Source organism: Streptomyces sp. NPDC088354 (assembly GCF_044753585.1).
Taxonomy (GTDB): Bacteria; Actinomycetota; Actinomycetes; order Streptomycetales; family Streptomycetaceae; genus Actinacidiphila.
In genome coordinates this window covers 289,553-303,977 of the sequence record NZ_JBIVNJ010000007.1, presented here as the reverse complement: position 1 = coordinate 303,977, position 14,425 = coordinate 289,553, and the positions used below count along the sequence as shown (strand labels likewise).

Sequence of the window (14,425 nt, the reverse complement as noted above, 5' to 3'; positions counted from 1 at the left end):
GCCGCCCCGAGCGACCCGTCGTCGCCCTGATCGGGGACGGCGCGACGCAGTACACCACCTCCGCCCTGTGGAGTGCCGCCCGCTACCGGGTGCCGGTGACCTACGTGGTCTGCACCAACCACCGATACCGGGCCCTGGAGGAGTTCTCCGAGATCCTGCACGTCCCCAAGGGCGACTACCTCGACATCTCCGGGATCGACGTCCTGGACCTCGCCCGCGGCTACGGCCTGGAGACGCACCGCGCGGAGTCCCTCGCGGACCTCACGGACTTCGTGCGCCAGGGCATGACGTCCCAGGTCCCCCGCCTGGTCGAGATCCTCCAGCGCTGAGACGCGGCGCGCCGTCCCGGTCCCCGCGCGGGCCCTACTCGGGGCGGTGTCCGGACTCCGGCGCCTGTGCGGCGAGGGCCGCGTCGAGGAGCGCGGCGGCGGCCGCCTTGGCCGCGGCCGCCGCCTCGGCGTCACCGTCCATCCGGACGGACACCGCGGCCCCGTCGTAGAGCAACTGCAGTCTGCGCCCGAGCGCCTCGGCGTCCGCGACGCCCGCCTGCCGGGCGAGGTCCGTCAGCAATCCCCGCACCCACGCCCGGTAGTCGGCCGACGCCTGTTCCGTGCCGCTGCCGGACTTGGCCTCCGCGCCCGCCGCGATGAACGCACACCCCCGGTAGCCGGGACCCGCGAACGCCTCCGTCTGGGCGTCGAAGAATCCGAGCAGCCGGTCGCGCGGGGTCTCGTGGCGGTCGACCGCGGCACGGACACGACGGGCGGTGGCGGCGTGCCTCGCCTGCAGGTAGGCATGGACCAACTCGTCCTTGCTGCCGAAGGTGTTGTAGAGGGACGCCTTCGCCACACCGGCCCGTTCGATGACCCGGTCGATGCCGACGGTCTGCACACCCTCGGCGTAGAAGAGCTCGTTGGCCGCGGTCAGCAGGCGTTCGCGCGCGGAAGGCCTGGCCGCGTGGCGCTCGGCGGGTGAACCGGTGGTCTTGGCTGCCATCGCCGCTCCCTCCCCTTCCGTGTATTTTGCGGACTGCCGGCCCGCATCCACCCTAGTGCCGGACAGCGGCGCCGACATCGCGCTTCTCCGTCACCAGTCCGACCAGCGCCAGCAGGGCGAGGACGATGATCGCGGCCCCGTACTCCTTCGCCGTGGTGATCAGACCGCCCGCGTGGACCACCAGGTATCCGGCGATGACCGCCGGCAGACCCATGCCCAGGTAGGACACGACGTACAGCAGGGACAGCACGCCGGACCGCTCGTGCGCCGCGGTCAGCGGCATCACGCTGCGGATACCGCCCTGGAAGCCGCTGCCGAAGCCGACACCGGCGATGGCGCTGCCGACGAAGAAGAGCGCGGGCGAGCCGGCCTGGATGGCGACCAGTGTCAGGGCGACACCGGCGACGAGGGTGCCGATGCCGGTGAACATGACGCCGCGCGGCGGGGCGGTGCGCAGGACGAGGGTCGCCACGGCGGCCACTCCTGCCAGGACGAAGAGGGCCAGTCCGCCGTAGACCATGGACGTGGAGTGGGTGAGCGTCCGCACCAGCGCAGGGCCCAGCGAACCGTAGAAGCCGGCGAGCGCCCAGACGGCTATCAGGACCGGGGCGGCGTTGAGGACGGCGCGCCGCACCGTACGCGGCAGCTTGATGTCCGGGACCAGGGTGCCCAGCGCACCGGGGGTGGGGGTCAGCGTCTCCCGCATGAGGTACACGCCCACGGCCTGCACGGCGAAGACCGCCACCAGCGCCAGGTAGACCAGGTGCGTCGGCGCCGGCAGGAACTGGACGAGGAAGGCGGAGATCAGGGAGCCGCTCGCGGTGCCGAGTCCGGGGGCGAAGGAGTTGGCGACGGTGCCCCGCCGCTTGTCGATGTCCAGCATTCCGGCGCCGACGGCGCCGAGCGCGGCACCGGTGGACAGTCCCTGGATCACCCGGCCGATCATCAGCTCCGGCACGCCGTGCGCCGTCGCGAAGACGACCATCGCGGCCGCCTGCGCGGCGAGCGCCACCAGCAGGACCGGCCGCCTGCCCAGATGGTCCGACAGGCGTCCCAGGGTGAGGAGCGACACGAGCACCGCGATCGCGTACACGCCGAAGACCAGGGTGGTCGTGACCGGGGAGAATCCCCACTCCTGCTGGTAGACCGCGTACAGGGGGGTCGGCGCACTGGATGCGGCCAGGAACGACACGATGATCGAGGCCAGCAGGTAGAGCGCCGCCCGCTGAGGCAGCACCCCCGCGGCGGATCGGCTCCGCGACGCGGAGGGGACGGCGGGAGCCGCCACGCCCACGTCTTCCGCGACGCCTGCCTCCGCCGTCAGCGTGGCGGTCACGCTGTGGTCGTGTGAGGTGCACTGCTCGGGCATGCCACCGTCCTGTGGGTGAGGAGATCGGTCGTTCTCCTGTTGAGTAGACCGGTCTGTCTAACCAGGGCGGATCGGGATTGCTTCCCGCTCCGCGAAAAAAAGTGGAAGGCATTCGTCCGGGGGCCCCGAACGGAGTGCGGCGGGCGTACCGCGACAGGGAGGGCAAGCCGGCGGAACCGCGTCCCGCCACGGGAAGGCGGGCACGACGGTCCGGGACGAGGTGGCTGCCGTCCGCCGCACTCGCCCGCACCCGGCTCGGCCGGTCGGCGGCGAGAAGGAGTTCTTCGAGCCGGCACTCCCCCTGCGTTCGCCGTCCCGGTTGCCGTCGGCCGCCTGAAGCGGCCCCGGCGGGTCGCGGCCGGGGGGAGGTCGACCGGGCCCGCGGGCCGGGTGGCAGACTCCCGGAATGATCGAATCGAAGCAGAAGGCGGACCTCGCCCGTTACCTGCAGTCGGCGCGCGACGCCCTCCTCTGGAAGCTCGACGGGCTCTCGGAGTACGACATACGCCGCCCGCTGACGCCGACCGGCACCAATCTCCTCGGCCTGGTGAAGCACGCCGCCGGTGTGGAGGCGGGGTACTTCGGCGACACCTTCGGGCGCCCCCTCGGCGAGGCGCTGCCGTGGCTCACCGAGGACGCCGAACCCAACGCGGACCTGTGGGCCACCGCGGACGAGTCGCGCGAGCAGATCGTCACCCTGTACCGGAGGGTGTGGCAGCACGCGGACGCCACGATCACCGACCTCGCCCTGGACGCGGCAGGCCGCGTGCCGTGGTGGGGCGAGGGCCGACAGGAAGTGACACTGCATCAGATCCTGGTGCACGTGACCGCCGAGACGCACCGGCACGCGGGCCATGCCGACATCGTCCGGGAACTCGTGGACGGCGCGGTGGGGATGGGTCAGGGCAACGACAACATGCCCGAGGGGGACCGGTCGTGGTGGAAGAGCCACCGGGACCGCCTGGAGCGCGCGGCACGGGAGGCCGCCCGGCGCCACTGAATACGGCGTCCGGCTGGCCCCTTGTGGCCACTGTCCGGTATCGGAAACACCAACTCTTGGTCATCGGTGGATCATCCCGCTAGAACTTGTGTGCGCCCGCACGGCGTTCTCTACGCCGGGATGCCCGGCCATCCACCGAAGAAGGAGTCCTGGTGGCCCCTGCACCTCCGCCTGCCCGTCCCCCGGTGAAGCGGCGGTCCGTCGCCGCCGCCGCCGTCGCGGTCGCCGGCCTGCTGTTCCCCCTGGCCGTGGCCCAGTCCCCCGCCGTCGCGGCCCCGCCCCCGGCGTCGTCGCCGGCCGGCGCGCGCTCCGCGACGGGGCAGCCACCCACCGGTGGGCGGTACATCGTCACCCTGCGGGAGCCCGCCGCCGCGACGTACACCGGCGGTGTGGCGGGCAGGGAGCGCACCGCGCCACGCGCAGGCGAGGGCCTGAAGAGCGACTCCGCTCCGGTCCGCGCCTACCGCGACCATCTGCGGAAGGGCCAGCGGGACGCGGCCACCGCGGTCGGCGCGCGGGTCATCTCGTCGTACTCCGCAGCGCTCAACGGCTTCACGGCCGAACTCGATCCGGAGCAGGTCGAGCGGCTGCGCACCGACCCGACGGTGGTGTCGGTGGTCAAGGACGACCTGCGCAAGCCGCTGGCCGCCACGACCTCCACGGACTACCTCGGCCTGAGCGGCGACCACGGCGTGTGGGCCGCCAACGGCGGCGTCGGGAAGGCCGGCCAGGGCATCGTGGTCGGCGTCGTCGACACGGGCATCGCCCCAGAGAACCCGTCGTTCGCCGGCGCCCCGCTCGGCAGGGAGCCGGGCCAGGAGCCCTACCTCGACGGCACGGCCATCAGGTACCGCAAGGCCGACGGCGGTACGTTCAGCGGCGTGTGCACGCCTGGTGTGCAGTTCACGGCAGCGGACTGCACGACCAAGCTCGTGTCGGCGCGGTACTTCGTCGACAACTTCGGCGCCGGGCACATCGGCGGCACCGCGATCGGCGAGTACCTGTCGCCGCGCGACGGCGAGGCACACGGTTCGCACACGGCCAGTACGGCGGCAGGCGACAACGGTGTCGACGCCGACCTCGGCGGTGTCCCGGTGGGCAAGATCTCCGGTGTCTCACCGGCCGCCAAGATCGCCGCCTACAAGGCCTGCTGGAGCGGGCCCGACGCCAGCAGCCCCGAGGACGACGGGTGCGCCACCGGCGACCTGCTCGCCGCGATCGACGCGGCCGTGGCCGACAACGTCGACGTGATCAACTACTCGATCGGTTCGGCGGGCGGCGCCCAGAGCACCGACTCGGTCGTCGACGAGGCGTTCCGCAACGCGGCCGCGAGCGGCATCTTCGTCGCCACCGCCGGCGGCAACGCGGGCCCCGACGCCAGTACGGTCGACAACGCCTCGCCCTGGATCACGACCGCCGCGGCGAGCACCATCCCGGCCCGCGAGGCCACGGCCGAACTGGGCGACGGGGTGAACCTGCTCGGCGCCTCGGTGACGATGCCGGCGGGCGGCCGCACCGTCACCGGTCCGCTGGTGGCGGCGTCCGCCGCCGGTACCGACGTCGCCACGCAGTCCAAGCTCTGCGGACCGCAGACCCTGGACCCCGCCAAGGTGACCGGCAGGATCGTCCTGTGCGAGCGGGGCACCGTCGACCGGGTGGCCAAGTCCGCCGAGGTGAAGCGCGCGGGCGGGATCGGGATGATCCTGGTGAACCCGTCGCCCGACTCGGTGGACCTCGACGCGCACACCGTCCCCACCGTTCACATCGACGCCGACGGCTACGACACGCTCCTCGCGTACGCCGCCACCGAGGCACCGACGGTCACGCTGGTCGACGGCAATCCGCACCACCTGGCGTCCGCCGCCGCCCCTCAGATCGCCGGGTTCTCCTCCCGGGGACCCCTGACGGCCGACGGCGGCGACCTGATCAAGCCCGACCTCGCGGCGCCCGGCGTCGGCATCCTGGCCGACGGCGCCAACGCGGCGGGCGGGCGGCCCGGGTTCACCTTCATGTCGGGCACCTCGATGGCGTCCCCGCACGTGGCCGGTCTCGCCGCGCTGTACCTGGGAGTCCATCCGCAGGCGACCCCCGCGGAGATCAAGTCCGCCCTGATGACCACCACTTCCCCCACCGTCACGGCTGACGGGAAGGCGTCCGGGGACGTGTTCGCGCAGGGCAACGGCCAGATCGACCCGACCCGGTACCTGCACCCCGGTCTGCTCTACCTCAACGGTCCGGCCGACTGGGCGCAGTACGTCGCGGGCCTGGGTGGCGACCCCTCCGCGCCCGCCGCGTCCGATCTCAACCTGGCCTCGATCGGCGTCGGTTCGCTCGCCGGTCGGCAGACCGTGACCCGGACGGTGACTTCGACCGCGGCCGGGACCTTCACCGCCGACGCGGTGCGCATACCGGGCGTGGAGACCGTCGTCGAGCCGGCGACGCTGACGTTCACGGCGCCTGGCCAGTCCAAGAGCTTCCGGGTGACCTTCACCCGGACCACCGCGCCGCTGGACGAGTACGCCACCGGCTACCTGACCTGGCGCAACGGCGACCAGAGTGTGCGCAGCGCGCTCGCGGTGCGCCCGGTGGCCCTGGTCGCGCCGGCGGAGCTCGCGGCCTCGGGCAGTTCGGGCCGTGCCACCTCGACCCTGCGCGGCGGTGACGTCCGCGAGGTGCCGGTGACGGTGAGCGGCCTGTCCCGGGGCCTGCGGGTCCAGGGCTCCGGGACCGTCGGCAGCCCGGCGCAGTCCCACATCGTGCAGGTCCCGGCCGGCACGACCCACGCGCGGTTCGAACTCGACGCCGCCGACAACTCCGCCGACCTCGACCTGTCGGTCTACCGGCTGAACGACTACGGCGACAAAACGCTGTTCGCCCGTGCGGCCACCGACTCCGCCGACGAACACCTCGACGTGGACGACCTGCCCGCCGGCCTCTACCAGGTCGAGGTCGACTTCTTCGCCGGGACCGGACCCCTCGGGTTCAGCGTGACCAGCTTCGTCCTGAACGCCAAGGGAGCCGAGGGCACCTTCACCGCCCGTCCCACCACGGCGAGCCTGACGGTCGGCAGCGCCACCGCGGTCACCCTGGCCTGGAACGGCCTGCGCGACGGCGGGGTCTACCTGGGCCGGGTCACGTACGGCGACACCGGCCGGAGCACCTACGTCACCATCGCGAGCGATCCCCGTACCGGCCCGCCGACCGGCACGCCCGGAGCCCGGCCGGTGGTCACCGTCAAGCCCGACTACGCCGTGCCGGGCCAGTCCGTGATCGTCGTGGCGACCGGCCTGACCCCGGCCGTGGACTTCCAGATCCGGATCAAGGGCTCGGGGCAGGTGCTGGCGAGCGGACGCACCAGCGACGACGGCGGCGTGGCCCGCTCGGTCACCCTGCCGGCCGGTCTCGCAGCCGGGCAGCGGACCATGGAGGTCCGGTACGCCGGGCGGACCGCCGGTGACTCCTTCACCGTCAGCCCCCTGGTCCTGCGCGACATCGACCACGTCGACCAACAGGCGTTCGACGGGAACCCCTTGGTCGCGCTGGAAGGCGGGGTCCAGGGCAAGGGCAAGGTGCACGTCGTCATCCGGGGCACCTGGAGCGTCTACCTGGACCGGATCGTCCCGGTCGACTCCACCGGCTGGCCCTGGCTCAGCTGGAAGTCGGACCTGGTCGAGACCAGGGCGGAAAAGCTGACGGCGACCCTCTCCGTGGTCCAGGGCAACGGCCGCACCGGGCAGAGCAAGTCGGTGACCTGGAAGGCGGCCGCGTCGTCCCCGAGCTCCGCGTCGCTGGCCAAGGACCCGAAGTCCGCGCACGCCGCGAAGCTGACCTACACCAACCGCACGGACCGCACCGCCTTCCCGACCCTGCGTTACAAGCTGACCGGCGGGGACGTGATCTTCACGACCCTGATGATCGACCCCGGCGTCACGTTCACCCGCTCCTACGACACGACCGGCGTCGACCATCTCGACCTGGTGCTCGACGGAGCGGCCGTCGCGACCTACCGGAACGGGCAGCAGAGCAGGCTGACCGGCCGTCCGGCCATGGTGGAGCCCTTCTACGCGACGTTCCAGCGCGGAAAGGCGCGGCGCGAGGGCGATCCCGTGGCGATGACCCTCACCAACCGGCCCGCGGCGTACAGCGCCGAGTTCTTCCTCACGGCCGGTGAGGGCACCGAGGTCTACGCGGGAACGAGCTTCTTCCACAACGAGAAGATCCCCGTCCCCCGCAGCACGCAGGAAGGAGCGCCGGTCTCCCGGACCCTCACCGTGGCCTCCGGCCGGCCGCTGTGGGCGACGGCGGGCTTCGAGGTCCACAGCCCGATCCTCTCGTACGTCGCGGACCGCTATCTGCTGATGACGCCGATGAGCGCGGCCGACCTCCAACCGGTGCCGGCACGGCACTCCGGCACGCCGTTCGTGGTCGGCGTCTCGCCGCGGCAGGCGGCCGAGGACACGACCGTGTCGGTGACGGCGGCCGGCCTGGCCGCGCGCGAGGCCTATGTCGTGCGGCTCGGCGGCCGGGTCGTCGGGACCGGCAAGGCCACCGCGGCGGGCTTCGTCCACGCCTTCGTACGGGTCCCGTCCGGTCACGGACGGACCGTGCCGGTCCGGGTCACGGGCAGCCGGCCGGACCGGTCCGGCGGGACGGAACTGACACGGGGGTGAGCCGGTAGCCCACCGCCGCGGGACCGCCGGCCGACATCGCGTCGGCCGGCGGTCCCGCACTCGGTCGCCGCACCACCGGGATCGCCCGCCGCCACGTCGCGGGACGGGCTCAGAGACGGACGACGACCACGGCGGTGTCGTCGGTGGAGGCGCTGAGGGTCATGAGCCCGTCCGCGAGGTCCTCGACGTCGTCTTCGTGGTGGCGGGTCAGGCGCTCGGAGAGCCGGGCGAGGCCCTGGTCGATGTCCTCGCCACGGCGCTCGACGAGTCCGTCGGTGTAGAGGACGAGAACGGCGCCCTCGGGGTAGGCGCGTGTCGCCTGCGGACGCAGGGTGTGCTCGGGCGCGGCCCCCAGGGGCGGGTCGGTGGCCCGGTCCAGGAAGTCCACGGTCCCGTCCGGATCGACCAGCGCCGGAGGCGGATGGCCGGCGCTGCTGTAGACGAGGCGGCGCTCGGCCCATTCCACGACGATCTGCACCGCGGTCGTGGACACCGCGCCCTCGACGCAGCGCGCGTACAGGTCGAGGCCGTCCAGCGCCGCCGCGGGCCCGTCCACGACACGGACCGCGGCGCTCAGCGCGCTGCGCAACTGCCCCATGACACCGGCCGCCGTCAGGCCGTGGCCGACGACGTCACCGACCGCGAGGGCGTACTTCCCGCCCGGCAGCCGTGCCACGTCGTACCAGTCGCCGCAGACGTTGAGGCTGTTCTCCGCCGGACGGTAGCGCACGGCGAAGGCGTGCCGGCCGAGCGGCTGGAGCGCCGGCATCATCGCCTGCTGGAGGGCGAGCGCCACGTGCCGCTCCTGGGCGTTGGCGCGCCGCAGCCGTTCGTTGACCTGCTGCAACTGGCGGGAACGGGAGTACAGCTCCAGTTCGATCTGCCGGTGGCGCTCGTCCGTGGCGGGGCCGCCGTCACGGATCAGATCGGTGATCTCCGCCAGGCGGTGCACGATCAGCGCCACCTCGCCGTCCGCGTCCAGGACGGGGGCGTTGACCGGGCTCCAGTACCGCTGTGTGTACACACCAGGGCGGTCGGGTTCCTCCACGTCGTGGCGGTAGGGGCCGGCGACGTCCTGCGCGCCGGTCTCCAGCACCCGCCGCAGCGACGCGCGCAGGGCCTTGAGCCCGCCTCCTTCGGGATCGCCGGGGTTGTCGGGGTAGACGTCGAAGACGTACCTGCCGACCAGCTGGTCCCGGCCGCGGCCGAGCAGGTCCCGGTACGCCGCGTTCGCGTCCAGGATCACGAGCCCCGGGGTGAGCAGCAGCAGCGCGCTGGGCGACGCCTCGAAGACGGCCGCGTAGTCGGTGTCCACGGCACTCACCCGGCCTCCCGCGCACGACACGGTGGCCGGGGATCCTTCCCGGCCCCGCTTTCTCAGTATGCGCGCCCGGCCCCGGGACGCCCCGTGGGTGGACGGCGCCGGCCCCGTCGTAGTCCGTTCGGGTGAACTGTGCCGGGGGCCAGGAGACACCCGCCGATACGGCAATTGCCAAGGGCGCGGACGCCGGTGCCGCCCGTGTCGGCTGACATCCCGCCGTTCGACACCGGTTTGTAACGCGGCGTTACCCGCCCGTGCCGTGTGCGGGGAACGATGGGGGGACGAGGCCGTCGCGTGACGTTTTTCCACCGAATGCGGCAAGGCCGTCATACTCGCCGGGATCGGGGGTAGACGCGCGCCGGACGGCCGGACACCGGCCCACGATCGACCGCCGCGGAGGTTCCTGATGTTCCCCCAGCCTCAAACGGGACGGCCCGCTGTGGCCATGACGTTCCACCAGATGCTGGAACGGGTGCGCTACGACGGCGCCCACCCCACGCTGGACCGGGCAGAGGACGCCGTACGCACCGTGCTCGCCGCGCTCGGCCGGCAGGTGACCGGTGAAGAACGCGTCGACCTGGCCGCCTGCCTGCCCGTCGAGGCCGCCCTCGTCCTCACCGCCGAGATCCCCGCGACCGTTCCGCTCCCCGGGGACGGCTTCGTCCGCGACCTGGCGGAACGCACCGGCGGTACGCCCGCGACCGCGCGGTGGAACGCCTGCACCGTGCTCGCCGTCGTCGCCCGGCTGGCCGGGGCCGCCCTGGTCACCCGCATCCTCGAACAGCTCCCCGACGGCTACGCCTTGCTGTTCGGCCGGACCGAGCTCGCCCCGGCGGCCTGACCGCGCTCGCCGGCGCCGCGTCCCGCGACGTCGCCGCCGCCCCGCCCGGCACGACGACCGGCGCGCCCGCGGCCCACGGGCGGCCGGGCGGGGCGCGCGGCTAGATTGGTGGCGTGATCACGCAAGTCGCCGGGGCACGTCGTGGGCGGGGCTCGTACGTCGCGGCCGCGGGGGTGTTCGCGGTCGGCATGGCGGGGACCACGCTGCCCACGCCGCTGTACGGGCTCTACCGGGAGCGGATCGGGTTCTCCGAGCTGGTCGTCACGGTGGTCTTCGCGGTCTACGCCATCGGCGTCATCGCCGCGCTCCTGATCGCCGGCGACTTCTCGGACATCCTGGGCCGGCGGCCCGTGCTGCTGTCCGCGCTGGGGCTGTCGCTGCTGAGCGCGGTGTGCTTCCTGTTCCAGAACGGGCTGCCGCTGCTGTTCGCCGGACGGCTGCTCTCGGGATTCTCCGCCGGGCTGCTCAGTGGCTGCGCCACGGCCGCCGTCCTGGAGTTGGCGCCTCCCGCCCGGCGGGCCCGCGCGGCCTTCGCGGCCACCGCCGCGAACATGGGCGGCCTGGGGTGCGGGCCGCTCCTGTCGGGGATCCTCGCCGAGTTCGCGCCGTGGCCGCTCCGGCTGCCCTTCCTCGTGCACATCGCCCTCCTGCTGGCCGCCTTGGCCGTCACGAGCGCGCTGCCCGAGACAGTGGCGCGTCGCACTCCGCGACCCCGGCTGCGCCCGCAGGGCATGGTCGTTCCGCCGCAGGCGCGTGCGGCATTCGTACCGGCCGCGCTGGCCGCGTTCGCGGGCTTCTCCATGCTCGGACTGTTCACCGCGGTGGCGCCGAGCTTCCTGGAGCAGACGCTGGGCGAGCACAACCTGGCCGTCATCGCGGCGGTCGTCTTCTCCGTGTTCGGCGCCTCCACCGCCGGGCAACTGCTGACGGGCCTGTGGGGCGCGCGGCGCACGCTGCCTGCGGGATGCCTGGTGCTGACCGCGGGGATGGCCGTCGTGGCGTCCTCGCTGTGGACCGAGTCCCTGCCGGTGCTCGTGGTCGGCGCCATGGTGGCCGGCCTGGGCCAGGGCATGTCCTTCCGGGCCGGCCTCGCCGGGGTGAGCGCGGCCGCTCCGGACGAGCACCGGGGCGCGACGATCTCGGCCTTCTTCGTGGTGGCCTATGTCGGAATCTCGGTGCCCGTGGTCGGAGTCGGCGCCCTCGCCGTCGCTCTGGGTCTGCGGGACGCGGGCATGCTCTTCTCGCTGTACGTGGTCCTGATGTCGGCCGCCGTGGGCCTCTTCCTGCTGCGCAGGTCGTCGCGCAGCGCCTGACGAGGCCACAACGCCGCCCGGCCGCCGTCCACTTGTGCGGCGGCCCCTCGGGGCGGGGTCCTCGGACCTAGGACCTGCGCCGGTTACGCCGCGCGGGCGCACGCCGTAGCGTCTCCGTCCGTGGACGGGACAGGAATACTCGACGAAGCACTCGAACGGCTGCACCGCACCGGGCCCGAGCGCCTGGGACGGCTCAGCAACCACGCGCCGATGGCGGTCGAGGCACTGGCCGCGCACGGACAGGCGGGCGGTGTGCACCGCTGGCTCGACCGGTACTCCGCGAAGTTGGAGGAATTCCCCTCCGGGACGGCACCCGTGACGGCCGCCGACTGGCGGGAGGCCCTGGGCGACCGGCGCCGGCTGGCCGATTGGATCGCCTTCTTCGGGCGGGAGGTCGCCGAACGCCCGTGGCGGGACGTGCTCGGCCAGTGGTGGCCGCGCCTGCTGCCCGGGATGTACGGCGGGTCGACGCATCCGGTGATCCGGGTCGGGCACGCCGTGCGGACGCTGCTCGGAGGGGTGGAGACCGCGCCGCGGCTCGGCGAACTCGCCCACGGCCTGGGCTACTGGGCCGCACGCCACCGGCCCGTCACGGGTCTCGGAGTGCTGCCCGTCGGGGCGGACACCGCGGACGGCGCGAACAGCGCCGACACCGCCCACACGGCCCTGGACGCGGTGCCGCCCCTGGCGGAGCGCACAGGAGGCTTCCCCGACCGGCTGGCCCGCGTGACGGCCGTGCCCGTGTGGGCCGACGACGTCCGCGACCCGCACGTCGCGCGGCAGCGGCTCGCCGAACTCGTGCGCGCCGCCACCCACCGGTACGCCACCCACGGGCACGGCGAGGAGACGATGCTCGTCCACGCGGCCACCGCGCCCAACGCCGTCCTGCGGACCCTGCCCGCGCTGCCCGCGACCCTGTGGCTGCCGAGCCTGCGCGCCGCCTGGGTGGCCTCCGCGGCGGTGACCGCGATGTACGCGCCCGACGCACCCGTCCCGTGGTCCCCGCCCGGCGGCATCGCGCCGCAGGAGATCGTGCGGCTGGCCCTGGTCCACGGGGACGAGCACGTCATCAAGCTCACCGACACCGCGATGGACGTCGGCGACGAGCGGGCCATGGCGGCCGCCCTGCGGTGCGTCGAACTGAGTGAGCCGCTGTCGTGACCCCGGTGCCGGACCCCGTGGCGGGCCGTACCGGGCCGTGTGCGGCCGTGTCGTGGCGTCCCGTGCCGCCGCCCGGGGGCAAATCCCCGCACCCCGTTCCGTCCCGGCAGGTCAGCGGGGTACGGTGGCACAACGGTCAAGATCGGCACACGTGGGAGGAACCGGCATGGACGCGACCAGCGGAGCGGGGCCTGGCCGCCCGCCCGGCGACAGAGTGCGCCCGGACGGCCTGACCACCCGCCAGGCCCGCATCGTCGAGGCCGTCCTTCAGTCGGTGGCCCAGCGCGGCTACCCGCCGTCGATGCGGGAGATCGGCCAGGCCGTGGGGCTCGCGAGCACCTCGTCCGTCGCCCACCAAGTGGGCGCGCTGCAGCGCAAGGGCGTGCTGGAGCAGGACCCGCACCGCCCGCGGGCGTACCGGGTGCGGTCCGCCTCCCCCGAGGTACGCGACGGCACGGAACCCGCGGAGCTGCCCGAGGCGGCGTACGTGCCGGTGGTCGGGCGGATCGCCGCGGGCGCGCCGATCCTGGCCGAGGAGGTCGTCGAGGACGTCTTCGCCCTGCCGCGGGAAGTGGTCGGCGAGGGCGAGCTGTTCGCGCTGGAGGTGGCGGGCGACTCGATGCTCGGCGCCGCGATCTGCGACGGCGACTGGGTGACCGTACGGCGGCAGCCGACCGCGGAGAACGGCGACATCGTCGCCGCGATGCTCGACGGCGAGGCGACCGTCAAACGCCTCAAGCAGGAGGGCGGCCATGTCTGGCTGCTCCCCGAGAATCCCGCGTACGAGCCGATCCCCGGGGAGGACGCGACGATCCTGGGCAAGGTCGTCGCCGTGCTGCGGACCTTGTGAAGCGCCCGCCCGTTCAAGCCTCGTGGGCGCGCTTCCAGGCGTCGCGCGAGACCGGGACGGGCCGCGGCACGAGGGAGCCGTCGACGTAGAGGTCGACGTGCTCGTTGTAGAAGGCGACCATCCCGGCGATCGACGCCACCTGCGGCGTGGGGAAGTCGTAGGCCCAGGCGACGTCGGTGTGGGTGGCGGTCGGCGAGGTGAACGACCAGTACCCCGTGGTCGTGCCCTTGTAGGGGCAGGCCGTCACGGTGGCCGTGGGGCGCAGCCCGGTCCAGTCGACGTAGGGGCGTTCCACGTAGTAGCGGGTCGGCAGGCCGGTCTCGAACAGGAGCACCGCGTGCGGCGCGTCCGCCAGGACCACGCCGTCGACCTCCACGCGGACGCTGCTGGAGGACCGCAGGGCGTCGACGCGGGTGTAGGGGCTGCGCGGGTGCACGAAGACCTGCTCGTCCTCCTCGTACCAGGCGTCGATCGCGTCCCAGCGGAAGCGGGCGGTGCCGAGCAGCCGTTCGGGGGCTCCCTCCTCCCACACCCACGCGGCCCCTTCGCGGACCTGTGCCCCGGCGCGGAACGCGTGCCGTCGCGCGGGCCCGGGGCTGAGCTTTCCGGTGCGGCCCTCGTCGGTCAGGGCGCCCTCGGCGACGTCCCGCAACGGGATGCTGTACTGCGGGTAGCCGGGCCACTCCCACACGTACAGCGCACGCGTGGTGTCGAGGACCGTCCGGCCGTCGACCGTGCCGCGGATGCGCCGCGGGACCGGCTCCACGTGTCCGACCGGGACGATGAGCCCCGGGTGGTTCGCTCGCGCTTCCGACATGGACGTCCTCCTCGGCCGGTCGTGCCTCTCTCCCAGCATGGGCCGCGGACCGCGATGCCGCCGCACGCGCCCCGGCGTCGAGTTGCA

General features: G+C 73.5%; 11 protein-coding genes. 7 read left to right on the top strand and 4 right to left on the bottom strand.

From position 1 onward, the window contains the following. A partial coding sequence (locus ACIP98_RS14510) for a thiamine pyrophosphate-dependent enzyme (protein WP_401975966.1) occupies positions 1-329 on the top strand: 329 nt, incomplete at its 5' end. Positions 330-363: 34 nt separating this feature from the next. Here ACIP98_RS14510 and ACIP98_RS14505 read toward each other — a convergent pair. Together ACIP98_RS14505 and ACIP98_RS14500 are read right to left on the bottom strand one after the other, a co-directional pair. Further along, complete coding sequence (locus tag ACIP98_RS14505) at positions 364-996, bottom strand: TetR/AcrR family transcriptional regulator (protein WP_401975964.1); 633 nt, start codon at positions 994-996, stop codon at positions 364-366. 52 nt (positions 997-1,048) lie between these two features. Continuing rightward, positions 1,049-2,365, bottom strand: coding sequence for an MFS transporter (locus ACIP98_RS14500; RefSeq protein ID WP_401975963.1), 1,317 nt, complete (start codon positions 2,363-2,365; stop codon positions 1,049-1,051). Between the two features lie 406 nt (positions 2,366-2,771). Here ACIP98_RS14500 and ACIP98_RS14495 point away from each other — a divergent pair, with 406 nt between their 5' ends. Together ACIP98_RS14495 and ACIP98_RS14490 are read left to right on the top strand one after the other, a co-directional pair. Next, positions 2,772-3,365: a DinB family protein gene (locus ACIP98_RS14495; RefSeq protein ID WP_401975961.1), complete on the top strand. Its 594-nt coding sequence runs from the start codon at positions 2,772-2,774 to the stop codon at positions 3,363-3,365. 152 nt (positions 3,366-3,517) lie between these two features. Then, entirely contained in the window at positions 3,518-8,035 is a 4,518-nt protein-coding gene (locus ACIP98_RS14490; RefSeq protein WP_401975959.1) for a S8 family serine peptidase, read from the top strand. Between the two features lie 109 nt (positions 8,036-8,144). Here ACIP98_RS14490 and ACIP98_RS14485 read toward each other — a convergent pair whose 3' ends face one another. Beyond that, positions 8,145-9,359, bottom strand: a complete 1,215-nt coding sequence (locus ACIP98_RS14485) for a SpoIIE family protein phosphatase (protein WP_319657581.1) — start codon at positions 9,357-9,359, stop codon at positions 8,145-8,147. A gap of 442 nt (positions 9,360-9,801) precedes the next feature. Between ACIP98_RS14485 and ACIP98_RS14480 the strand changes: the two genes are divergently transcribed. From ACIP98_RS14480 to lexA, 4 genes are all read left to right on the top strand, one after another. After that, a complete protein-coding gene (locus tag ACIP98_RS14480; RefSeq protein ID WP_319657582.1) occupies positions 9,802-10,197 on the top strand; it encodes a DUF2267 domain-containing protein in 396 nt (131 codons plus the stop codon). Between the two features lie 188 nt (positions 10,198-10,385). Further along, positions 10,386-11,510, top strand: coding sequence for an MFS transporter (locus ACIP98_RS14475; RefSeq protein WP_401975980.1), 1,125 nt, complete (start codon positions 10,386-10,388; stop codon positions 11,508-11,510). A gap of 120 nt (positions 11,511-11,630) precedes the next feature. Next, entirely contained in the window at positions 11,631-12,671 is a 1,041-nt protein-coding gene (locus tag ACIP98_RS14470) for a questin oxidase family protein (protein ID WP_401975955.1), read from the top strand. Between the two features lie 166 nt (positions 12,672-12,837). Beyond that, the gene (gene lexA / locus ACIP98_RS14465) at positions 12,838-13,521 is read left to right on the top strand and encodes a transcriptional repressor LexA (protein WP_319657583.1); all 684 of its coding nucleotides are present in this window, start codon (positions 12,838-12,840) and stop codon (positions 13,519-13,521) included. A 13-nt stretch (positions 13,522-13,534) separates the two neighbouring features. Here the strand turns inward: lexA and ACIP98_RS14460 are convergent, their stop codons facing one another. Further along, positions 13,535-14,338 (bottom strand): DUF427 domain-containing protein, encoded by an 804-nt coding sequence (locus ACIP98_RS14460; RefSeq protein WP_401975953.1) that lies wholly within the window; start codon positions 14,336-14,338, stop codon positions 13,535-13,537. Positions 14,339-14,425: the final 87 nt, after the last annotated feature.

Bases quoted from the DNA above. Each gene is read 5' to 3' on its own strand.
- ACIP98_RS14505 (WP_401975964.1), bottom strand. From the start codon at position 996: ATGGCAGCCAAGACCACCGGTTCACCCGCCGAGCGCCACGCGGCCAGG.
- ACIP98_RS14500 (WP_401975963.1), bottom strand. From the start codon at position 2,365: ATGCCCGAGCAGTGCACCTCACACGACCACAGCGTGACCGCCACGCTG.
- ACIP98_RS14495 (WP_401975961.1), top strand. From the start codon at position 2,772: ATGATCGAATCGAAGCAGAAGGCGGACCTCGCCCGTTACCTGCAGTCG.
- ACIP98_RS14480 (WP_319657582.1), top strand. From the start codon at position 9,802: ATGACGTTCCACCAGATGCTGGAACGGGTGCGCTACGACGGCGCCCAC.
- ACIP98_RS14475 (WP_401975980.1), top strand. From the start codon at position 10,386: ATGGCGGGGACCACGCTGCCCACGCCGCTGTACGGGCTCTACCGGGAG.
- lexA (WP_319657583.1), top strand. From the start codon at position 12,838: ATGGACGCGACCAGCGGAGCGGGGCCTGGCCGCCCGCCCGGCGACAGA.
- ACIP98_RS14460 (WP_401975953.1), bottom strand. From the start codon at position 14,338: ATGTCGGAAGCGCGAGCGAACCACCCGGGGCTCATCGTCCCGGTCGGA.